This window comes from Kitasatospora sp. NPDC054795 (assembly GCF_053611565.1).
The window spans coordinates 1-20,947 of the sequence record NZ_JBSHAP010000113.1; the positions used below are offsets into that span (position 1 = coordinate 1).

Consider the following 20,947-nt stretch of genomic DNA (forward strand, 5'->3'; position numbering starts at 1 on the left):
ATCCGCTTCCCATCACCGAGGTCAGCGATGCGCCGCTCCGCTCCGTCGGCTTCCTGTCGCGCCGCAGAGGTAGCGCCCAGTGCACGCTGTCGCCCGCCCCGCCCCTTGCTTTCCCGTCCGGCCGGACCGCACCGCTGCCCGCAGCGACCTGGTGCCCGGGCAGGTCGGGTGGCGCAGAACCAGGCGAACCAGCTGCTCTCCCGGGCAGCCGTGATCGCCGGAGCTGACCTCGTCGCCGCCGCACCGCTTCCTGAGACCCGCCGAGCTGGAGGGATGCGGATCACTGTCGGCTCGGCCAGGAAGAACACCGGACCGGGACGCGCGCGACTGTCCGTAATGAACGATTGTGTTCCCTATGCCCCGGGGATACCGTCGATAGTGGTGAACGAATCCGCCGCCTGTCCGCCGTTCACCCCCGAACCCATTGGGGGACCGCCATGGCCACCTCGCGCGCCCTGGCCGAGGCTTCGCCCGCGACCGCACGTCGGGGCCAGCACCCGGGGATAGCCCTCACCGTCATCGCGGCGACGCAGCTGATGGTCGTCCTGGACATCACGATCGTGAACATCGCGCTGCCGCACATCCAGTCGGCGCTGGGGTTCAACACCACCGAACTGTCCTGGGTGATCAACGCCTACACCCTCACCTTCGGCGGGCTGCTGCTGCTCGGCGGGCGCGCCGGCGACATCCTCGGGCGGCGGCGGGTGTTCATGGTCGGCGTGCTGGTGTTCAGCCTGGCCTCGCTCCTCGGCGGCGTCGCGCAGTCCTCGGCCTGGCTGCTGGCGGCCCGGGCGCTCCAGGGCCTGGGCGGCGCCATCGCCTCGCCGACCGCGCTGGCGCTGATCGCCACCAACTTCAAGGAGGGCCCGGAGCGCAACCGGGCCTTCGGGGTGTTCTCGGCCGTGGCCGGGGCCGGTGGCGCGATCGGGCTGCTGCTCGGCGGCATGCTGACCTCCTGGCTGTCCTGGCGCTGGGTGTTCTTCGTCAACGTGCCGATCGGCATCGCCATCGCCCTGCTGGCGCCGCTGTACATCAACGAATCCGAACGCCACCCCGGTCGCTTCGACCTGACCGGCGCCTTCACCGCCACGGCGGGCATGGTCTCGCTGGTGTACGGCTTCATCCGTGCCTCCGACCACGGCTGGACGGACCCCGTGACGCTGACCGCCTTCAGCCTCGCCGCCGCACTGCTGGTCGCGTTCCTGTTCAACGAGCGGCGGGTGCCGCAGCCGATCACCCCGCTGCACCTGTTCCGCGACCGCAATCGCTCGGGCGCGTACGGGCTGATGCTCTGCGTGGCCGCGACGATGTTCAGCATCTTCTTCTTCATCACCCTGTTCGTGCAGGAGATCCTCGGCTTCAGCCCGCTGCGGGCCGGTTTCGCGTTCCTGCCGATCAGCGTGGCGATCATCGCCGCCGCCCAGTTCGCCGCCCGCAACCAGTTGCGCTGGGGCCCCAAGCCCTTCCTGGTGACCGGCTCGCTGCTGGTGCTGAGCGGGGTCGCCTGGGCGACCCAGATCGACATCGACAGCACCTACGTCGGCGGCATCCTCGGCCCGACCCTGCTGTTCGGCTTCGGCATGGGCTCGATCTTCGTCCCGGTGATGCTGACCGCCGTCTCCCATGTCGCCCCGCACGAGACCGGCGCGGCCACCGGCATGCTCAACACCACCCAGCAGGTGGGCGGCTCGCTCGGCCTGTCGATCCTGGTCACGGTGTTCGGCACGGCCAGCCGCAACGAGGCCCGGCAGCAGGCCGGGGCGTTTCTGCGGCAGGCCACCCCGCAGCAGCTCGCCCAGTTCCGGGCCACCGGCCGGCTTCCGGCGCCGTACTCCTCGCAGGTACTGGTGCACGGCATCGCCAGCGCGTTCCAGATGGGCCTGGTCTTCGCGGCGCTGGCGGTGGCGATCGCGGTGTTCGTGATCAAGGTCGGCCACCTGCCGGTGCCGCCCGCCGTCAGCCCTTCGGGGGGCGGCGCTTGACAGGGCGTCGGGGTGACCGGGAGAGTCTTTCTTGCAATGGTTTTCATCTTCGATAACCGGTGCGGGTGAGCGCTGCCCGTTCCGCCGGTCACCGCTGCCCGCCACCGGTCGAAGCCCACGCATCCCCGAAAGAGGACCTCCATGTCGCTCGACGTCTCCCCCGCCCTCCTCGCCCAGGCCCAGCAGGGCCGCGTCGACGAGGCCGACTTCCTCGAGACCGTCCGCACCTCCCTCCCCTACGCCTACCAGGTCGTGTCCGGGCTCAGCACCGAACTCGCCACCGGCCAGGAGGAGTTCACCACCGACAACACCACGCCCAGCGACGAGCAGCGCGCCCAGCTGCTGCGCGCGCTCGCCAGCAACGCGATCCGGGGCAGCCTGGAGAGCCACTTCGGGGTGAAGCTCGCCTTCGTCAACTGCCACCGTGTCGGCGCCTTCCGCCCCGGCGCCGAGGACGGCGCGGCGTACCGCGAGTTCACCTCGCTGCACAACCAGATCCGCAACCAGAGCCCGGAGCTGCGCAGCTGCTGACAGCCCCCGGACGCGACCCGAGCACGGCCCGAGCAGAGCCCGGGCACGACCCCGAGCCCGCCCGGGCGCGACCCGGATCGCGGCGGCTCCCACCCTGCCCACCGGGGTGGGAGCCGCCGCACGTGACACCCGCGTTGCGCCGTGTTGCGGGCCGGTGACCGGATCGGGCGTCGATCTTGTCGGACGGCGCGGCGGCCGCTTACGTTCGGAACGCACCATGCCGACCGGCCCTCGCCCGGCCGCCCCTCACCCCCGCGGAGCCCACCATGTCGCCGACCCCTCGCCCGCTGCGGAAACTCGGCTTCCTGACCATCGGGCTCTTCGACGAGGCGGACCCCCGCCGCGGCCACGAATCCACCCTCGACCTCATCACCCTCGGCGAGCGGCTCGGCTTCGACAGCGCCTGGCTGCGCCACCGCCACCTCCAGTACGGCATCTCCTCCCCGATCGCTGTGCTCGCCGCCGCCACCCAGCGCACCAGCCGCATTCAGCTCGGCACCGCCGTCACCCCCCTCGGCTGGGAGAACCCGCTGCGGCTCGCCGAGGACCTGGCCACCGTGGACGTGCTCTCCGGCGGCCGGCTCAACCCCGGCTTCAGCGTCGGCCCGCCCACCCACTACGAGCAGGTGCGCGGCGCGCTCTACCCGGACACCGGCGAGCAGGAGGACTTCAGCCCCCGGCGCGCCGAACGGCTGCTCGCCCTGGTCCGCGGCGAGGACGCCTCCGACTTCGCCGGCACCGAGGGCATCGAGGTGTACTCCCGCCGCGTCCAGCCGCACTCCCCGGGCCTGGCGTCCCGGCTCTGGTACGGCGCCGGCAGCCTGCGCTCGGCCCGCTGGGCCGGCGAGCAGGGGCTCAACCTGCTCACCAGCAGCGTGGTGAAGCCGGAGAGCGAGGAGGGCCCGCTCGACTTCGCCGCCATCCAGGCCGCCCACATCCGCGCCTTCCGCGAGCGCCACCCCGACGGCGAGCGCGCCCGGGTCTCCCACGGCCTGGTGGTCATCCCCACCGACAGCGCCACCCCCGAGCAGCGCGCCAAGTACCGGGCCTACGCCCTCGCCCGCACCCCGCGCACCCTCGCCCCGCAGGGCCCGGCCCGGCTGCTGTTCGCCCCCGACCTGGTCGGAACGACCGAAGAACTCGTCGAACGGCTGCACGCCCACGCCGGCTACCGCGAGGTGGACGAGGTCGCCTTCGCCCTGCCGTTCACCTTCGAACACGAGGACTACGTGCAGATCCTCACCGACCTGGCGACCCGGCTCGGGCCCGCCCTCGGCTGGCGTCCGCAGCCGACGCCCGCCGAGGGCTGACCCGCCCGGCCGCTTACCTGTCCCTGCCCTGCCCTGCCCCTGCCCCTGCCCCTGCCCCTGCCCCTGCCCCAACAGGCGGACAGGCAGCGGGAGTCGGCCGCAACCACCACGTCCGGCACGGCGTCCCAAGCCGGTACGGACGGACGGCCACCCCGGCCGGACGCCACCCCGGGGGGAGACCGCGATGGGGCCCTACCACGCCACACCCGTACCGCCGCCGCCCGCCCTGCACCCCTGTCCGAACTGCGGGCTCACCGACCAGGTCCGCGGCGTCCCGGCCGTTTACCACGCGGGGAGGACGCGGGTCACCACCCGGCCCTCGCAGGGAAGCGGCGACCGCCGGACCCGCGAGGTCGTCTCCGACCTCGCCCGCGCCCTGGCACCCGGCCCGATCCGGGACCAGCCACCCGGCCGCACGGCGACGGTGCTGGGTGCCGTCGCCCTCGTGATCGCCTTCTTCACGTTCTTCGCCGGGAACTTCGCCCGGCAGTTCGACGACGACGCGCCCGCCTTCGCCGCACCGGTCCGGGATCACCACGCGTTCGAGATCCCCGTGGTGATCCCGGTGGTCGCCGTCATCGCCGGAACCGTCCTCCTCGTCGCCGCGGCCGCTCTCCGCGCCTCCGCCGACCGCGAACTCGCCGGCCGGCCCCGGGCCGAACACCTCTGGGCCCAGGCCTGGTACTGCGCCCGCTGCGGTACCGCCCACTTCCCGCCCACCACCGGCGTGCCCACTGGCGTGCCGACGGCCGCCCTCAGCCTCCCGGAGTTCCGCCGCGTCGTCTGGACGGCCGGCGGCTACGGCCACCTCGCGGACCGGTACTGACTCAGAACTCGCTGGTGTCGAGGTCGAGTTCGAACGGCTCGGGCAGTCGCACCGGCACCCCGAACGGGTGCGGCCCCTCGACCCGGGTCCAGCCGAGCGCGCCGGGTTGGGAGAACAGCGTGCAGGTCCGCTCCTGCCGGTCCACCAGGAGGTAGAGCGGCGCACCGAACTGGGCGTAGCGCCGGCGCTTCACCGTCCGGTCGGTCTCGGCGTTCGAGGGAGAGGTGACCTCGACCACAAGGGCGGTCTGGTCGGGAAGCAACGCACCGGGATTGTTCACGGCCAGTTTCACCGGCACCAGGGCCAGGTCGGGGATGTAGTAGTTCTCGGTACCCGGCAGGTCGAGGTTGCCCGAGCCCGAACGCAGTCCGAGTTCAAGCTGACGGGGGCCGATCTGCAAGCGGATCAGATCGACGGTGTTTTCATGCTCCCAGGACGGCGACACGGGGGTGATGACTCCCTCGACGATCTCGACGCGCTCACCCGCAATATGCTGAATCGCATACTTGAGGGCTTGTTCCGGGTTTGGCACGCGGCTGTAGTCGCCCGGGCCGATGTGCGCTGTGCTCACGTAGTGCTCTCCTGTCCGGCGCCAGTCTCCGCACTCAGGGGCTGCCCGGCGGAAAGACTATCGGCGCATCGCCCCTGCCTATGCACGCGCCACCAGGCCTGCCTGCTGATTCCGGACAATCTCTAGTCATATGAATAAGCGCTTGCTTAGAATCGGGCGCGTTCAGCTGTCGAGCCCGCGCGCCCCAGGAGACGTCATGGCCGGAGCCACCGGAGTCAACCGTCAGATCCGCCTTGCCAGTCGGCCGGTCGGGGAGGTGCGTCCGGAGGACTGGGCGCACGGGGAGGAGGCGGTGCCGGAGCCGGGCGAGGGCGAGTTCCTCGGGCGGACGCGGTACGTGTCGCTGGATCCGGCGATGCGGGGATGGCTGGACGACCGGCCCTCGTACCTGCCGCCGGTGGGACTGGGCGAGGTGATGCGGGCCGGCTCGGTGGTGGAGGTCGTGGCGTCGAACCACCCGGGGTTCCGGGTCGGGGACCACGTGGTCGGGGCCTTCGGGGTGCAGGAGTACGCGGTCTCGGACGGGAAGGGCGCGCTCACGGTCGATCCCGCGCTCGCGCCGCTGTCGACGTACCTGGGCGCCCTCGGGATCCCCGGGATGACGGCGTACTTCGGGCTGCTGGAGGTCGGGGCGCTCAAGGAGGGCGAGACCGTCGTCGTCTCCGGCGCCGCCGGGGCGGTCGGCAGCCTGGTCGGCCAGATCGCCAAGGTGAAGGGCTGCCGGGTGGTGGGCATCGCCGGCGGCCCGGAGAAGTGCGCGCTGCTCACCGGCGAGCTGGGCTTCGACGCCGCGATCGACTACCGCGCCGAGGACGTCCGCAAGGCCCTGCGCACCCACGCCCCGGACGGCATCGACGTCTACTTCGACAACGTCGGCGGCCCCGTCCTGGACGCCGCGCTGACCCGCCTGGCGATGCACGCCCGGGTGGTGGTCTGCGGCGCCATCAGCCAGTACAACAACGAGGGCGCCGTGCGGGGCCCGTCCAACTACCTGTCCCTGCTGGTGCGGCGGGCCCGGATGGAGGGCTTCGTGGTGTTCGACTACGCCCGCCGGTACCCGGAGGCGGCCGCCGAGCTCGCCGGCTGGATCACGGAGGGCCGGATCAAGGTCAAGGAGCAGGTGGTGGAGGGCACCGTGGACGACTTCCCGGAGACCTTCGGGATGCTCTTCCGGGGCGAGAACACCGGCAAGCTGGTGCTGCGGCTCGTCTGACGCACGGACTCCCCGGGCGGCCGTCACCCCCGTACGGCCGCCCGGGGTCCCGGTCACGGGGCCCGGGCCCGGGGTCGGGGTCGGGGTCGGGGTCGGGCCCCCGGGGTCGGACACGGCATCCCGGGGTCAGAGCAGGCGCTTGATCTCGCCGCGCGCCCGGTAGAAGCCGCCCGAGGCGGACTCCCGCACCTCGGCGACCAGGTAGCGGGCCCCGGCGATCCGGATGTCCTTGGGGAACTGCACCCGCCACGACGGGTCGTAGCCCTGCGAGACCACCCGCATCCGCAGCCGGACGCCGTCCTGGACGCACTCGACCTCGACCTCGCCGCCGGTCCGGGCGGTGACCACCTCGACCGTCTCCGGCCCGGCGCCGGCCAGCACCGGCTCCCAGCCCGCGCCCTTGATCTCGGCGGTCTCCGGCAGCGTGCCGTCCTCGGCCGCCCGCACCGCCTGCTCGCCGGCGTCCAGGCAGGCCAGCGAGCCGTCGGTGGTCACCAGGTAGAGCCGCCCTGCCCGGTACTGCATGCTGTACGCCGAGCCGCAGCCGGTGGCGAGCTTCCACAGCCGGGTGCCGTCGGCGGCAAAGCAGTACACCGAGGAGTGGTTGTCCCCGGCGAAGACGTACTCGCCGTCCGGGGAGGCCGCGCAGGAGAAGACGGCGGCGTCGCAGCGGTAGGTGGCCACCTCGGCGCCGTCCGACTTGCGCAGCCGGTGCACCCAGCCGCGCCCGGTGCCGGCGAACACCTCGTCGGCCTCCTGCCAGCCGAACAGCACCTCGCCGTTGGTCGGGGTGTGCCACCGCTGGTCGCCGCTGCGGTTGTCGTAGCGGGCGACGCCGCGCGAGTGGCCGTGGTAGACGCCGTCGGCGTCGCAGCGCACCATCCAGCCGGCCCGGCCGTCGGCCTGGCGGCGCCACTGGAACTCGTCCTCGTGGTCCACCGTCGTGAGCCCGCCGCGCTCGTCGGCGACGCCGAGCACGCCGTCGTGGATGTCGAGCCAGAAGATGTCCACGTCCTGGGCGATCTCGTACGCCACCCGCGGGACCTTGCCGCCAAGGTCGTACACCTTGCCGTCGTCGCAGCCGGCGTAGATCCACCAGTCGTCGGCGACGATGCACTTGACGCCGTCCGGCAGGCCGTAGCGGGCCGTCACCTCGCCGTCGTGGGTGAGGGTGTAGACGTCGCCGCGCTCGTTGCCGACCCAGGCGTGCTCCTCGCCGACGAAGATCCCGAAGGCGGGCGAGCCGGAGCGGAAGCGCCACAGCAGCGGCGCCTGACGGGCGGTCGAGCGGCTGCTGACGATCTGCCGCCTGGTCACCGCCCGGCGCTGGCGCACGCCCCGGACGGCCGGGGCGTAGCCCTTGCGGACCTTCTCGCCGATCTTCTTGGCCGCCGACGCGGCCGCCCTCTCCGGGCTCGGGAACGTCGTCGACTTGCTCTGCCCGGGCTCGCCTATCCGCCCGTAGCGCACCGTCACCACCTGGCCGGCGAGCCGCACTTCGTAGAACTTGTGCGCGCTCCCCTCGTCCTCGGACAGTTCGAGGTACGTGACCTGCTCTTCCACGGCGACGGACACGGCGGAGTCCCCTTTCGGGCAACGGAGATGGGGGTCGGTTCGGGACCGGCCCGCCGACACCTCCCAAGCTACGGCCTGGCACTGACAGTCGACTCCGGCCGGCCCCGGTGCGGCTGGGCGCAGCTCGGCTCAGCGCAGCTCGGCCAGGAGGGAGCGCAGCCGTTCGTCCTCCCGGACGATGTCGTACGCGAGGCCGGAGGTGACGATCCGGCCGTCGCGCTCGACGAGCTCGCCGACGTACGGGAGCAGGTCGGTGTCCCGGGCGGCGGCGCCCAGCGCGTGCAGGGCCTCGCAGCCGCCCGTGACGTCGGCGCCCGTCTCGACCGCGTGGAGCGCGGCCCGGGTGAGGCGGCCGAGGTCGACGGTGTCGGGGTCCGCGATGTCGAGCAGGGCGCGGGCAGCACCGGCGGCCTTCTCCGGGTCGTCGAGCAGAGCTTCCAGCCGGGGTATCAGGTCCCGGCCGGCCGCCCCGAGGGACGCGGCGGCGCGCAACGCGCCGACCACCGTCCAACGGGCCCACAGCCGGCTCCCGGCGGAGCGGTCGAGGACGGACGCCAGGATCCGGACGGCCTCCTCGGCGTCACCGTCGATCTGCCAGACGGCGCGGGCCGTCGCGACGTCGGCGTCCAGCTGCGGGGCGGTCGGCTCCGGGTCCTCGCTGACCGCGGCGAGCAGGGCCGGGAGCAGTCCGGCGGCGGCCGAGCCCAGGTCGGCGGCCGCCCGGGCCGCCTCGGCCCGTTCGCGCGAGGCCGCCAGCCGTTCGGTGACGGCGGCGAGCAGGACGTCGGGCTCGCCGGTGACGTCGTAGTGGGCGCGGGCCGCCTGGAGCTGTCCCGCCTCCGCCCGCAGCGCCTCGGCGGCCCGCTCGCACGCCTCGGGCGGGCCGCCCGCGACGACGGCCGCGACGGCGGAGGCGGCGTACGGGAAGCGGGGCAGCACCGCGCACAGCTCGGGCAGGCCGGCGACGGCCCGCGGACCCCACCGCCGCAGCAGGTGGACCAGGTCGGCGGTCTCGTTGGTACCGAGCTCCTCGACGGCCAGCCGGGCGCGCGCGGCGGCGAGCAGCTCGGGGTCGAAGGGGAAGGCCGGGGCCCACGAGTCACCCGCGGCGTGGCGGGCCCGCGGGCGCCGCTCCAGGTCACGGGCCAGCAGCGGGGCGGCCTGCCGAGGGGCGATCCGGACCAACGCCGCGAGGGCCTCGTCGGCCACCTTGTCGTCCGGCCGGTCGGCGAGTCCGACGAGGACGGGCGCGGCCTCGGCGGCGAGCGGGCCGAGCTTGGCCAGCAGGCTCGCCGCGGTGTCCTGGGCGGCGAGCGGGATGACGGCCGGGATCAGCCGGGACGGGGCGCCTCGCGAGACGTAGCAGGCGTGGTCGGACGCCCACAGGGCCTCGGCCTGCACCTCGGGGCGCGGGTCGCGCAGGGCGGCCTCCAGCAGGTCGAGGGCCGCCTCGCGGTCGGCGTCGCTGTCGCGCTCCAGCAGGGTGTCGACGACCGTGTACAGCAGCTCCTCCCGGTCGAGGCTGTAGCGGTCGACGGTGAGCTCGCGGGCGGGCAGCAGGCCGAGCACGGCCGCGTGGTGGACGGCCCCCCAGCGCTCCTCGTTCCGCAGGCAGACCAGGACCGCGGCCAGCCGCAGCGGCACCGGGGTCTCCTCGCCGAGCAGCACCCGGGCCTCCCCGGCGGCCGTGCTCAGGTCCACCCGGCCGAGGGCGACGAGCAGTTCGGCGGCCACCTCCGGATCCTGCTCGGCCGCCCAGCGCTCCCCCAGGGCGACCGGTGCGGCCGCGCCGTCCCGGGTGTGGCCGACGGCCCAGGCGGCGGCCAGCCGGACGGTTTCGTCCGGGTCGGCCAACAGCGGCAGCAGGAGCGGAAGTTGGGCAACCACGGCAGCCCGGACGGCGCCCTCGGGAACCTGCCACTCGTCCTCGCTCTCGGCCAGCCCGCCCAACAGGCACAGCACGTCCGCCGTCCGGATCCCGGCGGCGGCGATCCGGGCCAGGTACGGCACGGAGTCCACGCTGGCCGAGTACACGGTGCCCTGGTGGAGGATGCTCCCGTACAGCTCGGAGACCGCCTCCTCGGCCGCCCCGTCGTCGCCCTCGGCGAGCGCGCGCAGCAGGTCGGGCAGGTCCTCGGCGCAGCCGTAGGCGTGCGAGACGGTGGCCCAGGGGTGGTCGTCGAGCCCGGCGAGGGCGGCGGTGAGGTCCATGGGCGCGATCCTGGCAGCCGAGACCGACGACGCCGCCGGGCGGGGAATGCGGCAGTGACGGGGGCGACGCCGCTGTCGGTGCGCCCCGGGTCCGGACGGCCGCGCGTCGGCCGGGCCCGAGCCACGACCACCGGAACCCGAGTATCAGCGTCATTGTCAGTGCCCCGCGCTACGCTCCCGGCACCCTGAGGAAACACCGGGGCCCGCTCCCTCGAATTCGCCTACGGGGAGCGGACCCCGGCCTTCAGGAGGGCAGCGATGCGGCGGTGCGCGGCCGCCGTCCGACCGGCTCCTGCCACCGTACGAATCGTGCGGATCCGTCAGGTCCGGCGGGCGTGCGAGGCGAGGCGGTCCGCGAGGGCGGTGACGAGGCCTCGCAGTTCCTCGGGCCGTTCGATCACGAAGGGCCGGTCGATCGCGGCGAGCACCGGAGGCAGCCAGTCGAGTCGCTCCGCCCGGAGCTCGACGCGCAGCCAGCGCTCGGAACTCCGGTCCGCGTCCGGCTCCGGCCGCGGTTCGGGTTCGGGTTCGGGTTCGGGTTCGGGTTCGACCAGGATCGCGACGCTCTCCGGGAGGTGGCGGCGGATCCACTCGGGCGTCGCGCGGATCCGCAGCGTCACCTCGTGCCGGTAGTCGGCCGTGGCCAGGCCCGACACGACGCGCTCGGCCGGGTCCGGTCCGATCGGTGCCTCGAAGGAGCCGGGCAGGGCCCTCGCGTCGGTGACCCGGTCCAGCCGGAGCGTCCGGTCCTGGCCGATCCCCGCGTCCGCACCGGTGACGTACCACCGGCCCGCGTGGGCGACGATCCCGTACGGATGCAGCGTGCGCTCGCTGGGCCGACCGTGGCGGTCGGTGTACCGGACCGCGACCGGCCGTCGATGGCGCACCGCGTCGGCGAGGGTGAGCAGGACCCCGGTGTCCGGTGCGCCGGCCTCGCCGGGCCGGTCCGTGGTCCCGAGCGGCCGGTCCGTGAAGGAGAGCGACTCCAGGAGCGTGTCGAGCCGGCCGGCGAGGTGCCGGGGCAGCACCCGCCGGATCTTGGCCGCCGCGGTCTCCCCTGCGGTGCGTTCGGCCGTCGCCAGTCCGGCCCTGGGGCCGGTGAGCAGGCCGAGCAGCACCGCCAGGGCCTCGTCGTCCCCGAGCATGAGCGGGGGCAGGCGGTGTCCGGGTGAGAGCCGGTAGCCGCCGTACCGGCCGCGTACGGACTCCACGGGCACGTCGAGGTCGACCAGGTGGTCCACGTAGCGCCGCACGGTTCGGCCGTCCACGCCGAGCCGGTCGGCGAGCTCGGCCACCGTGCGGGTGCCGCCCGACTGCAGCAGTTCGAGCAGGGTCAGCACGCGGCCGGTGGGTCGGGACATGGCGAAAGTCTAGGACGAATAGGGGACCGATTCTGTCCACTATTCCTCCTAGTCTGTCGAACGCACGACCGGATGACCGGGCGACCGCACGACCGCGGCCGTTTCCGTTTCCGCTTCCGTTTCCGTTTCCGTTTCCGTTCCGGCATGACCGAGGAGAACACCCCCATGGACTTCGCTTCGATCCGCATCATCACCGGCGACGTCGCCCGCCTGGTCGACTTCTACGAACGCGCCCTGGCGGTCCGGGCGCAGTGGGCCACCGAGGACTTCGCCGAACTCCGGACGGCGGGCGCGACCCTCGCGATCGCCGGGGTCCGCACCGTACCGCTGTTCGCCCCCGGCTCCGCCCGGCCGGCGGCCAACCAGAGCGTGATCACCGAGTTCCTCGTCGACGACGTGGACCGGGTCCACCGCAGCCTGTCCGGGTTCGTCACGGACTTCGTCAACGAGCCCACCACGATGCCCTGGGGCAACCGTTCGCTGCTGTTCCGCGACCCCGACGGCAACCTCGTCAACTTCTTCACCCCCGTCACCCCGGCGGCCGTCGCGAAGTTCGCCCGCTGACCGGACGCCCCGCGTACCGCCCGCCTCCACCGGGTGGGCGGCACCACGGCCACGGCCGCGTCCGTGCCGTCGCGGCCGGCGCATGCCGACGGCAGGAGAGAGCCGGAGCCCGGCGGCCAGGCGCTGCCCGCCGGGACAGCGGTCAGAGCCAGCCACGCTCGTCGGCGACCCGCAGGGCCTCGCTGCGGTTGCGGGTGCCGGTCTTGGCGATGGCCGAGGAGGAGTAGTTGCGGACCGTCCCCTCGGACAGGTAGAGCTTGGCGGCGATCTCGGCCACCCCCGCGCCCGAACGGGAGGCGTTCAGCACGTCGCGCTCCCGGGCGGTGAGCGGGGAGGCGCCCGCCGCGAGGGTGGCGGCGGCCAGTTCCGGGTCGACCACCCGCTCGCCCGCGGCGACCCGGCGGATCGCGTCGGCCAGCACCTCCGCCGGGGCGTCCTTGACCACGAAGCCGAGCGCGCCCGCCTCCATGGCCCGGCGCAGGTAGCCGGCGCGGCCGAAGGTGGTGAGGATGACGACCCGGCACCACGGGGCCTGCTGGGCCAGCACGGCGGCGGCCGCCAGGCCGTCCAGCCCGGGCATCTCGATGTCGAGCAGGGCGACGTCCGGCCGGTTCTCCCGCGCCGCCTCCGCGACCTGGTCGCCACGGCCGACGGCGGCGACCACGGCGAAGTCGTCCTCCAGGTCGAGCAGGGTGCACAGCGCGGTGCGGACCAGCTCCTGGTCCTCGGCGAGCAGCAGGCGGATCGGGCGGATCGTCATGTCGTCCCTTCGTGGCCGGGGTCGGGCCGGCCGGGGTCCGGCCCGACGGCGTCCGGCCCGGCGGTTTCGGGTCCGGCGGGGCCCGGGCCGCCCGGCGGGACGGTGACCAGCAGCCGCCACCCGCGCGGGTCGAGCGGGCCGGCCTCGACCGTACCGCCCACCGCAGCGACGCGTTCCCGCAGCCCGGTCAGGCCCTTGCCGTCGCCCGCACCGCCGTCGCCCGCACCGCCGTTGCCCCGGCCGTGGCCCGTCTCGCCTGTCCCGCCCGGTCCACCCGGTCCGCTCCGGGCGGCGGCCCCGTCGTCGCGGATCTCCACCGAGGTGGCGGTGAGCAGAACCGAGCAGCGCTCGGCCCGGGCGTGCCGGACCACGTTGGTGATCCCCTCGCGCAGCACCCAGCCGAACAGCTCGCGCTCCCCCGGCGCGACCGCGTCCGCCGCCGTCGGCAGGTCGGCCACCACCCCGGCGGCGCGCAGCAGTTCACGGCCGCGGGCGATCTCGCCGGCCAGCGTCACCTCGCGGTATCCGCTGACGGCGGCGCGGACGTCGGACAGTGCCTGCCGGGACAGCGTCTCCACCGCCGCCATCTCCGCCACCGCCAGGTCCAGGTCCTTGCCCGCGAGCCGCTGGGCGAGGCGGGACTTGACGGTGATCGCGGTGAGCGAGTGCCCCAGCAGATCGTGCAGGTCCCGGGCGATCCGGTTGCGCTCGGCCTCCGAGGCGAGCCGTGCCACCTCGGCCCGGGCGGCGACCAGGGCGTCGTTGGTGGCGGCGATCCCGGCGAAGGCACCGCAGGTGAGCGAGGTGAACAGCAGGGCCAAGGCCTGGAATCCGCCCGGACCGGTGTGCCAGGGGCGCACTGCCCAGGGCACCACCAGCGCGGCCAGCGTGCCGGCCGCCACCGCCCGGGCGGCGTGCTCGCGCCACTGGATCGCCACCGCGGAGACGACCACGGTGGCGAGGAAGAAGGCGTCCTCGTGGGCGAACGGCAGCGCGGCCAGGAACAGTGCCGTCATCACCCCCAGCAGTGGCGCCATCCAGCGCCGCCGCCCCAGTCCGAGGGCGAGGGCCAGCAGCGCGTAGCAGAGGCAGAACGCGACGACCACGGCGTACCCGGCCACCGCGGCCGCCCCGGAGACGGTGCCGCCGACGGCGACGGCGGTGAGTGCGGGGAAGACCATCATCCCGCTGGCCAGCAGCGGGCGCCGCCAGCCGTGGCCCCAGTACTGGACGGGGCCCGGTGCGGCCCCCGGTCCGGGGGCCGCGGTCGTGCGGTCCGTTCCCGTGCGGTCCATGCCTGCGCGGTCCATGCCTGCGCGGTCGCAGTCTGCCGCGCGGTCGCGCTCGCGGTCGTCGCCCGCGCGGTCGAGGCCGGTCACCCTCGTTTCCCCCTCCTCAGAGCCTGGCGAACAGGCTACGCAGGTGCCGTCCGTTGACCACCGCGGCCACACCCAGCAGGGCGAGCCCGCAGACACCCTGCTCGACCTTCATCCACACCGGGAAGGTCCCCGGCAGGGCAATGATCGTGGCGATGGCGACCAGCATGACCGCCGAGAGGATCCGCAGCCGCCGGAACGCGCCCCGGGAGCCGTTGGCGGCCCGGACGGTCAGCAGGAGGGTGAGGGCGGCGCTGGCCACGACGATGGTGCCGCGGACCAGCACCGGCGCGTTGACCATCGTGTGGTGGTCACGGAGGGCGACGGCGGCGGCCAGTGTGACGACGCTGAGGCCGAGATAGGCGAGCACGAGCCGCCGGACGGTGCGGAAGGCCCGACGGGTGTCGGGGTGCTGCAGGTCGGTGGAGTTCATGGCATCCATGCTGGTCGTGGACCTGTTCCCGGGGGCAGTGTGTTCGCACACCGGCGCACCGTGACAATTGTCAGCGGGCCGCCGCCGCCGAACCGTTGACGACGGACCGTCGCAGCCCGACCGTCGCCGGCCGAGTGTTCCAGGCCGACCGCTGTCGGCCGCCCCTGTCAGCGCCCGGCCGCCTCCGCCCGGTCCCCGTCCAGCAGGCACACCATGTGCAGCTTCGCGACCGCCCGACCGTCGACCAGGACGGCCCTCGGTTCGCGCCCCCACACTTCGAAGCCGCAGCCGGTGTAGAGCCGCAGGGCGGGCTCGTTGCCCTCCGAGACGGTCAGCAGCACCTGCCGCAGCCGCCCGTCCCGCTCCGCTGTGCGCAGCACCTCCCGCACCAGGGCGCGGCCGATCCCCCGCCCGGCGGCGCTGCGGGCCACCGCCATGCCGTACAGCGTGCCCTTGTGCCGCTCCTGACCGCGCTGCGGCACCTTCAGCCCGGCGGTGCCGACCAGCGTGCCGGCGCCGTCGAAGGCGCCGATCAACGCGCCCGGCCCGGCCTCGGCCCCGGCCAGCCGGTGCAGCGTCTCCGACAACGGCCTGCCGGCCTCCTCGGCGTGGCTGGAGGTGAAGGCGCTCGGCGTCCCGCGCAGCGCCGCCAGCCGGAAGGCCCGGTACGGTTCGGCGTCCGCGACGCCCAGCCGGCGCAGCACCACGGGCCGCGCCACGGCACGCCGACCGTGCTCAGCCGAGACGGACACGGGTGCACCTCGTCACGTACGGCAGGGCGATCTCCTCTCGGCCGGCCAGGTCCGGGTGGGTGGCCAGCAGCTGCTCGACGTCGGCCAGCAGACGCACCCGCTGCTCCTCCGGCAGCGCGATCACATAGCTGCGCGAGGCGACCATGTCGACGATCCCGGCCCGGGTGGTGACGTGCTCCCAGCCGATCTCCAGCCGCTCGGGCGCACCGAACGGCGCCGGAAGGACCGGCCTGGTGTCGATCCGCGGCGGCGCCGCGCGGTGCATCAGCACGCCCAGGGCGGCCGCCCAGGGTTCGGACTCGTCCCGGACGTTCCACACCAGCGCGAGCGTGCCGCCGGGGGCGAGCACCCGGGCGATCTCCGGCACCGCGACCGCCGGGTCGAACCAGTGCCAGGCCTGCGCCACCACCACGGCGTCCACGCTGCCATCCGGCAGCGGGATGTGCTCGGCCGAGCCCGCCCGGACGGCCGCCTTCGGCACCGTCGCGGCCAGCCGCGCCCGCATCCCCTCGTCGGGCTCGACCGCCACCACCTCCAGGCCCGCGTCGACCAGCAGACCGGTCAACTTGCCCGTCCCGGCGCCCAGATCGAGCACCCGGCGGGCCTCCCGGGGCACCGCAGAGCCGATCAGCGCCCGCGGATAGCCCGGCCGACCGTGCTGGTACGCGTCCACCGCCACCCCGAACGACCGCGCCCGCAGCCGTCCGGCCCACCGCCTGGTCGCGCCCTGCCGCGTCATTGCGCAGGCCCGCCCGATCTCCTCCCAGGTCGCCTCCCGCCCGCGCCGCAGCTCCTCCACCAGCTCCGTCCGCCGCTCCTCCAGCGCCTCGATCACCCCCGACAGCCGCCGCAGCCCTTCCACCCCACCGCCACCGGCCACATCCTCCGCCACCCGCCGACCAAGATCGCCCGTCTCCATGGCCCGGCACTGTACGGACCCGAGCCGGAGGCCGTCAACCATCATTGCCCTGCAGCGCAACATCCGTTGCCTCCGACCGTGCCACCGGCCCCGGCCGTGGCGGTGCGGCCGGGGCCCGTCAGCGGCCCGCCGTCACAGCGGCCGGAGCGTGAGCACGAACTGGGGCAGCGCCAGCAGGGCACTGGCCACCGCACTCCACCGCAGGAGCGGAACCGTCCACACCAGGGAACCGGAGCCGGCGCCGCCGCCCGAGGGGACGAAGGCGGCGAACACCGCGTCGGTGAAGGCCAGGAAGACGGCGGCCTTGGCGTCGGCCCTTACGGACGCACACAGGGTCCGACTTTCCTGCGAGTGGAACCTGAGGACTGAGCGGAAAGCCGCATTCTCGGCGGCTTGGGTGGACGGATTCCTCTCCGCGTCGGGCGGTCGCCGAGGATTGACCGAGCAGTCGCCGCGTCTCGGTTCCGCCGACGCAGCAGCCTCTCCGGGTCCACCTCCGCGGCGCGATGATCTGGATCGACGAGCCCCTGCCGACCACTGGTTGACACAACATCACGGGCCGAGACACTGGCGTTGTGAACGGCAGCAGACACCGGCAACAGGGCCGATCGATAAGGAAACTGACACGGATCAATGCAGCGGCTCGCCCGAGACTGCCAGATACTCGCGGATCCGTGCGACGTCATCGCGGTCCTTGCTGCGGTCGTAGAGCTGCTTCCAACGGAGAACGCGACGAAGGGGTGAGAACGGGATGCCGTGGATCAGTTCTGCTTCTTCGATCAGTTCATCGCGCTCACACGTCCCCGGAAGCCACATGTCGAAGGCTTCGATCGCGCCACCGAACAGCAATGCCATTCGTCCATGCCCGGAAGGTGCGGGAATCGGGGGTGCGAGCGCCGTGATGATCTCCCATGCCCGACCGCGGGCCACGATGTCCAGGTCGCCAACGTCCTGCTTGAGGCCGTGCGCGAGCAGCGGTCCACTCCCCGCGACCACATAGTCGCGGGTTGGCAGGTGCAGAGACATGAGATTCTGCACCAGCGGGTGCTGGCTCAGGTCCACTGGACCTCCTATAGCGGCGACAGGCCCATCGCCAAGCGAGCGACCACACCCATAGCGAGTGCAGTGGAGACGCTCGTCAGCGTACCGAGGAGGAAGAACTCAGACACGTACTTGCCCCCCTTGTCGAGCTCGGGAGTCCGGGCCAGCGACTTCGCCGCCAGGGCGAGGGCTGCTGCCTCAGAGTGTCCGGAAATCAGGAACGCGAAGAGTACGCCTCGTTCCAACCACCCGATCACGAGCCCTCGATGCATGAAGTCCAGCGCGTGCGTTCTCTGGTTGGCGTCGCTCAGCGCTTCGACTTCCACCTTGACGTGGTGTGTCACCCACAGCGCTACCTTTCCACCGCAGAAGACCGTGAGAAGAAGACATGAAGAGATCACCGCGACTCGGTCGTCAAGGACAATGCGGTGTGCGCGCATCGTCGACCACGGCCCGGCTGCCCAGATGCCGATCAGTAGACCCAGTGCAAGAAGCGTGGCAGCGGCGCGTCCGATGCTGGCAGTGACACCCGACAGGCGCTGGTGAAGGTTTGTGCCACGTGGAGGCCACGGCCTCGATCGAAGAACGGAGGCAAGTATGAGACACGCCCCGACAAGCGCGACGGGCCAGAGACGCCTTGGCGCACCGACCAGGGTGTAGCAGGCGTAAACGACGAAGAACGCCAAGGCCAGCCGGGGATGCCGCTTGGGCCCGCCGGTGGCATTTGACGGCCCATTCCATCCCAGCCCCCATGGGACAAGCACGGCCGCGGCGATGCCAAGTGCAACGCGAGCTGTCTCCAAGATGATCCCCCAAGTATCTTGCTTCACAGAAGAACTGATGCTTGCTCATCTATAAGTTTCTGAGAGCATAGTCAGCTTGTGGTGCGACCGCCCAACCCTGGAGACAGTGCAGCCAGTGGGACCGGGCGGGGCGAGTAGCAGCGACAGAAGGCGAGTTCACCGGTAGCGATCGGCCGCTTGCGCGAGACGGCCGAGACGTAGCCGATCCGACACTGTTCCGGCTCGGTGCTCAGACGTGGGTCGCCGCCGTAGACCTCGCCACGGGTGACCCAGGCGGCCAAGGCCTCGGCGTCCAGCGCCCGGGTGATGATGTCGACGGCCCGAGCGGGTTCGGTGACGAACCTCAGGTCGCCTGGGATGCCGGCCGTACGAGGCCCGGTCGGATTCCTGTGTCCACGAGCGCGGGATGCGTTTCTGAATAACCGAGCCCCCGGCGTCCGCCCGGAGGGCGGGCGGGCGGCGTTGGGGTGCGTGCATCGTAAGGCGGAGGTGGGGGCACCTCCCGGCCGCCGGGCTGGGGGCCATTGGCGACCGACGACAACGCGGCGAGGTGCGTGCCCCGGCGTCGCCCCGCAGGCGGGGGCTCGAAGACAGGGCCTGGGAGAACTCGGTCGCCGCGGGCCCGGGAATCGGGACGTCGAGGCGCGGCTCGCCAGGCCGGGCCGTGAATCCCCTTCCGGGTGATTGCCACCCGCCCGGTTGACGCGGTTCGCCGCGCTTAGCACGAACTCCGTCCGAGGTGGCGGGACTTGGCGAGGAAACCCTTCGCATGAGCGAATCCGGAGCGGGTCGGCGGCGCGCGGGCGGCGGGGCGAGAAGCCTGGTGGGAGGGCGGTGGCCGCTCCGGGTTGCGACTGGTGTGCGAGATGTCGGTGTTGTCCGGCTGGATACGACAAGTCGGTTGCGGGACAGTATTTTTGACTTTCGGTCAGGATGTCCTGAACTTGGCTATGCTGCACCACCACGCCTGCGGAGCCGATCCCCCGCCTGTCCCCCTTTGCTGTTCCGATCGTTTGAGGATGCTGAATGCTTCGAGCTGGATCGTCACTCGCCAGACGGCGCCAAGCGCCCCTGCTCGGCTGGTTGTTGCCGACGGCCGTGATGGCGGTGGCCGTGGCGGTCGCCGCGGCGGTGGTGTCCGACGTGGCCCGGGCCGGGGTGCTGTGGTGCGGAGCGACGGGCACCGTGCTGGTGGCCGTGGTGGCCGCCGAGTCGGCACGCCGCGGGCGGGCGCTGAGTGAGTCGCGCGACCGGCACGCCCGGCAGGTGGAGGAGTTCCAACGCCGGCTGGCCGGTCAGGAGGACGAGCTGGACCGGCTCGCCCGGGGCGAGATGCGCCGGATCGTCGCCGGGGCCCGCTACGGGTACTCCTTCGACGTCCTGACCCGCCCGCTGGAGGAGAGCGACGTCCCCGTGTCGCCGCGGTTCCGCCGCTCCCTGGTGGCCGTCGCCGAGGCCGTCGCCAAGGCCGTCGACGACGAGGTCAGCCGGCGCGACTCGGCCGAGCGGGCCTTCGTCAACATCGCCCGCCGGGTGCAGGCCATCATCCACCGGCAGGCCAAGGACCTGCGGGAGATGGAGGACCGGCACGGCAACGACCCGGCGGTCTTCGACGACCTGCTGCGCCTGGACCACGGCAACGCGCTGACCGGCCGCCTGGCAGACAGCATCGCGGTCCTGTCGGGCGCCCGCCCCGGGCGGCAGTGGACGCGGCCGATCGCGCTCTACAGCGTGCTGCGCGGCGGCATGTCCCGGATCCTGGAGTACCAGCGGGTGGACCTGCACCCGGTGGCGCAGATCTCCGTCACCGGACCGGCCGTCGAGCCGCTGATCCACGCCGTCTCCGAGCTGCTCGACAACGCCACCCGCTACTCGCCGCCGCACACCCACGTGCACCTGAGCGCCTCCGAGGTGCAGAGCGGGATGGCGATCGAGATCGAGGACGGCGGTCTCGGCCTCACCGACGAGGCCCGGTTCCGCGCCGAGCGCTCGATCCGCGAGGCGATGGTCTCCAAGGACTTCGACGACCTCACCGAGTCCCCCCGGCTCGGCTTCGCCATCGTCGGCCGGCTCTGCCAGGCGTACGGCTTCCAGATCTCGCTGCGCCGGTCCGCGTACGGCGGTGTGCGGGCGGTGCTGGTCGTGCCGCAGGAGCTGCTCACCACCGCGCCGCCGACCGGGCGGGCGCACGGCATCGGCGCCTTCTCCGGCCCCCGTCCGCTTCCGGCGAACCCGCCCCGGCACGCGGCCTCGGGCCGTCCCTGGGGCACCCGGACGACCTCGGCCGGCGTCGGGCCGTCCTACGGTTCGACCAACCCGTGGGGGCCTTCCGGCCCGGGCGCCGGGGACGACGAGGTGATCGTGACCGAGTGGACGCCCAACGGCCTGCCGCAGCGCCGGCGGAGCCGCCCGATGATGCCGCGGGGCTTCGGCGGGGCCGCGCGCGCCACCGCACAGCCCACCGGGCCGACGGCGCAGCCCGCCGGACCGGTGGCGGGGCCGCCGGCCCGTGCGACGGGCCCCGCCAAGGAGCCGAAGCAGCCGGGTCTGTGGCTGGAGGCGTTCATGGACGGCATCAAGGGCACCGGGCCAAGCCCGTCCGGCCCGGCGGGTGCCGGAGGGACGGGTGCCGGACAGGCGGGTGCCGGACAGGCGGGTGCCGGACACACGAGCGCCGCGCACACCAGTGAAGACACGGCAGGGAAGGGCGAGCAGTGAT

19 protein-coding genes are annotated in these 20,947 nt (G+C 73.2%); 7 read left to right on the top strand and 12 right to left on the bottom strand.

Going from position 1 to position 20,947, the window contains the following annotated elements; all coding sequences use genetic code 11:
* Window positions 1-437: 437 nt before the first annotated feature.
* From ACWGJO_RS31695 to ACWGJO_RS31710, 4 genes are all read left to right on the top strand, one after another.
* Complete coding sequence (locus tag ACWGJO_RS31695; protein WP_452189008.1) at window positions 438-1,982, top strand: MFS transporter; 1,545 nt, start codon at window positions 438-440, stop codon at window positions 1,980-1,982.
* Between the two features lie 141 nt (window positions 1,983-2,123).
* Window positions 2,124-2,513 carry an SCO5389 family protein gene (locus tag ACWGJO_RS31700; protein ID WP_387732305.1) on the top strand — a complete coding sequence of 130 codons (390 nt, stop codon included), beginning with the start codon at window positions 2,124-2,126 and terminating at the stop codon, window positions 2,511-2,513.
* Window positions 2,514-2,779: 266 nt separating this feature from the next.
* Window positions 2,780-3,823, top strand: a complete 1,044-nt coding sequence (locus ACWGJO_RS31705; protein ID WP_452189011.1) for an LLM class flavin-dependent oxidoreductase — start codon at window positions 2,780-2,782, stop codon at window positions 3,821-3,823.
* 184 nt (window positions 3,824-4,007) lie between these two features.
* Window positions 4,008-4,649 carry a hypothetical protein gene (locus tag ACWGJO_RS31710; protein WP_452189013.1) on the top strand — a complete coding sequence of 214 codons (642 nt, stop codon included), beginning with the start codon at window positions 4,008-4,010 and terminating at the stop codon, window positions 4,647-4,649.
* Between the two features lies 1 nt (window position 4,650).
* Here the strand turns inward: ACWGJO_RS31710 and ACWGJO_RS31715 are convergent, their stop codons facing one another.
* Entirely contained in the window at window positions 4,651-5,220 is a 570-nt protein-coding gene (locus ACWGJO_RS31715) for a Uma2 family endonuclease (RefSeq protein WP_452189015.1), read from the bottom strand.
* Between the two features lie 196 nt (window positions 5,221-5,416).
* Here ACWGJO_RS31715 and ACWGJO_RS31720 point away from each other — a divergent pair, with 196 nt between their 5' ends.
* Window positions 5,417-6,433, top strand: a complete 1,017-nt coding sequence (locus ACWGJO_RS31720; RefSeq protein ID WP_452189017.1) for an NADP-dependent oxidoreductase — start codon at window positions 5,417-5,419, stop codon at window positions 6,431-6,433.
* Window positions 6,434-6,559: 126 nt separating this feature from the next.
* On the opposite strand, the gene ACWGJO_RS31725 is transcribed toward ACWGJO_RS31720, so the two are convergent.
* The 3 genes from ACWGJO_RS31725 to ACWGJO_RS31735 form a co-directional block, all read right to left on the bottom strand.
* On the bottom strand, window positions 6,560-7,996 hold the full coding sequence (locus tag ACWGJO_RS31725; RefSeq protein ID WP_452189047.1) for a WGR domain-containing protein: 1,437 nt from the start codon (window positions 7,994-7,996) through the stop codon (window positions 6,560-6,562).
* Window positions 7,997-8,137: 141 nt separating this feature from the next.
* Window positions 8,138-10,219, bottom strand: coding sequence for a hypothetical protein (locus ACWGJO_RS31730; RefSeq protein ID WP_452189019.1), 2,082 nt, complete (start codon window positions 10,217-10,219; stop codon window positions 8,138-8,140).
* Window positions 10,220-10,539: 320 nt separating this feature from the next.
* On the bottom strand, window positions 10,540-11,580 hold the full coding sequence (locus tag ACWGJO_RS31735; protein WP_452189021.1) for a helix-turn-helix transcriptional regulator: 1,041 nt from the start codon (window positions 11,578-11,580) through the stop codon (window positions 10,540-10,542).
* A 165-nt stretch (window positions 11,581-11,745) separates the two neighbouring features.
* Between ACWGJO_RS31735 and ACWGJO_RS31740 the strand changes: the two genes are divergently transcribed.
* Window positions 11,746-12,144, top strand: coding sequence for a VOC family protein (locus ACWGJO_RS31740; protein ID WP_452189049.1), 399 nt, complete (start codon window positions 11,746-11,748; stop codon window positions 12,142-12,144).
* A gap of 142 nt (window positions 12,145-12,286) precedes the next feature.
* Here ACWGJO_RS31740 and ACWGJO_RS31745 read toward each other — a convergent pair whose 3' ends face one another.
* The 8 genes from ACWGJO_RS31745 to ACWGJO_RS31780 all read right to left on the bottom strand — a co-directional run bounded on the left by ACWGJO_RS31745 (window position 12,287) and on the right by ACWGJO_RS31780 (window position 17,769).
* Window positions 12,287-12,904 carry a response regulator transcription factor gene (locus ACWGJO_RS31745; protein WP_359898366.1) on the bottom strand — a complete coding sequence of 206 codons (618 nt, stop codon included), beginning with the start codon at window positions 12,902-12,904 and terminating at the stop codon, window positions 12,287-12,289.
* Window positions 12,901-14,283, bottom strand: a complete 1,383-nt coding sequence (locus ACWGJO_RS31750; RefSeq protein WP_452189023.1) for a sensor histidine kinase — start codon at window positions 14,281-14,283, stop codon at window positions 12,901-12,903. The genes ACWGJO_RS31745 and ACWGJO_RS31750 overlap by 4 nt, the downstream gene beginning before the upstream one ends.
* 16 nt (window positions 14,284-14,299) lie before the next feature.
* The gene (locus ACWGJO_RS31755) at window positions 14,300-14,713 is read right to left on the bottom strand and encodes a hypothetical protein (protein WP_452180283.1); all 414 of its coding nucleotides are present in this window, start codon (window positions 14,711-14,713) and stop codon (window positions 14,300-14,302) included.
* A gap of 167 nt (window positions 14,714-14,880) precedes the next feature.
* A complete protein-coding gene (locus ACWGJO_RS31760; RefSeq protein ID WP_452189025.1) occupies window positions 14,881-15,465 on the bottom strand; it encodes a GNAT family N-acetyltransferase in 585 nt (194 codons plus the stop codon).
* The gene (locus tag ACWGJO_RS31765; protein WP_452189026.1) at window positions 15,449-16,384 is read right to left on the bottom strand and encodes a class I SAM-dependent methyltransferase; all 936 of its coding nucleotides are present in this window, start codon (window positions 16,382-16,384) and stop codon (window positions 15,449-15,451) included. The genes ACWGJO_RS31760 and ACWGJO_RS31765 overlap by 17 nt, the downstream gene beginning before the upstream one ends.
* A 132-nt stretch (window positions 16,385-16,516) precedes the next feature.
* Window positions 16,517-16,657, bottom strand: coding sequence for a hypothetical protein (locus ACWGJO_RS31770; protein WP_452189028.1), 141 nt, complete (start codon window positions 16,655-16,657; stop codon window positions 16,517-16,519).
* A 357-nt stretch (window positions 16,658-17,014) separates the two neighbouring features.
* The gene (locus ACWGJO_RS31775) at window positions 17,015-17,446 is read right to left on the bottom strand and encodes a hypothetical protein (RefSeq protein ID WP_452189030.1); all 432 of its coding nucleotides are present in this window, start codon (window positions 17,444-17,446) and stop codon (window positions 17,015-17,017) included.
* An 8-nt stretch (window positions 17,447-17,454) separates the two neighbouring features.
* Window positions 17,455-17,769 (bottom strand): hypothetical protein, encoded by a 315-nt coding sequence (locus tag ACWGJO_RS31780; RefSeq protein WP_452189032.1) that lies wholly within the window; start codon window positions 17,767-17,769, stop codon window positions 17,455-17,457.
* 1,485 nt (window positions 17,770-19,254) lie between these two features.
* Here ACWGJO_RS31780 and ACWGJO_RS31785 point away from each other — a divergent pair.
* Window positions 19,255-20,946, top strand: a complete 1,692-nt coding sequence (locus ACWGJO_RS31785; protein ID WP_452189034.1) for an ATP-binding protein — start codon at window positions 19,255-19,257, stop codon at window positions 20,944-20,946.
* Window position 20,947 lies beyond the last annotated feature (1 nt).

What these genes read in the sequence shown, in the direction of transcription:
- ACWGJO_RS31695 (WP_452189008.1), top strand. Translation starts at nt 438, where the DNA reads ATGGCCACCTCGCGCGCCCTGGCCGAGGCTTCGCCCGCGACCGCACGT.
- ACWGJO_RS31700 (WP_387732305.1), top strand. Translation starts at nt 2,124, where the DNA reads ATGTCGCTCGACGTCTCCCCCGCCCTCCTCGCCCAGGCCCAGCAGGGC.
- ACWGJO_RS31705 (WP_452189011.1), top strand. Translation starts at nt 2,780, where the DNA reads ATGTCGCCGACCCCTCGCCCGCTGCGGAAACTCGGCTTCCTGACCATC.
- ACWGJO_RS31710 (WP_452189013.1), top strand. Translation starts at nt 4,008, where the DNA reads ATGGGGCCCTACCACGCCACACCCGTACCGCCGCCGCCCGCCCTGCAC.
- ACWGJO_RS31720 (WP_452189017.1), top strand. Translation starts at nt 5,417, where the DNA reads ATGGCCGGAGCCACCGGAGTCAACCGTCAGATCCGCCTTGCCAGTCGG.
- ACWGJO_RS31730 (WP_452189019.1), bottom strand. Translation starts at nt 10,219, where the DNA reads ATGGACCTCACCGCCGCCCTCGCCGGGCTCGACGACCACCCCTGGGCC.
- ACWGJO_RS31735 (WP_452189021.1), bottom strand. Translation starts at nt 11,580, where the DNA reads ATGTCCCGACCCACCGGCCGCGTGCTGACCCTGCTCGAACTGCTGCAG.
- ACWGJO_RS31740 (WP_452189049.1), top strand. Translation starts at nt 11,746, where the DNA reads ATGGACTTCGCTTCGATCCGCATCATCACCGGCGACGTCGCCCGCCTG.
- ACWGJO_RS31745 (WP_359898366.1), bottom strand. Translation starts at nt 12,904, where the DNA reads ATGACGATCCGCCCGATCCGCCTGCTGCTCGCCGAGGACCAGGAGCTG.
- ACWGJO_RS31755 (WP_452180283.1), bottom strand. Translation starts at nt 14,713, where the DNA reads ATGAACTCCACCGACCTGCAGCACCCCGACACCCGTCGGGCCTTCCGC.
- ACWGJO_RS31765 (WP_452189026.1), bottom strand. Translation starts at nt 16,384, where the DNA reads ATGGAGACGGGCGATCTTGGTCGGCGGGTGGCGGAGGATGTGGCCGGT.
- ACWGJO_RS31785 (WP_452189034.1), top strand. Translation starts at nt 19,255, where the DNA reads ATGCTTCGAGCTGGATCGTCACTCGCCAGACGGCGCCAAGCGCCCCTG.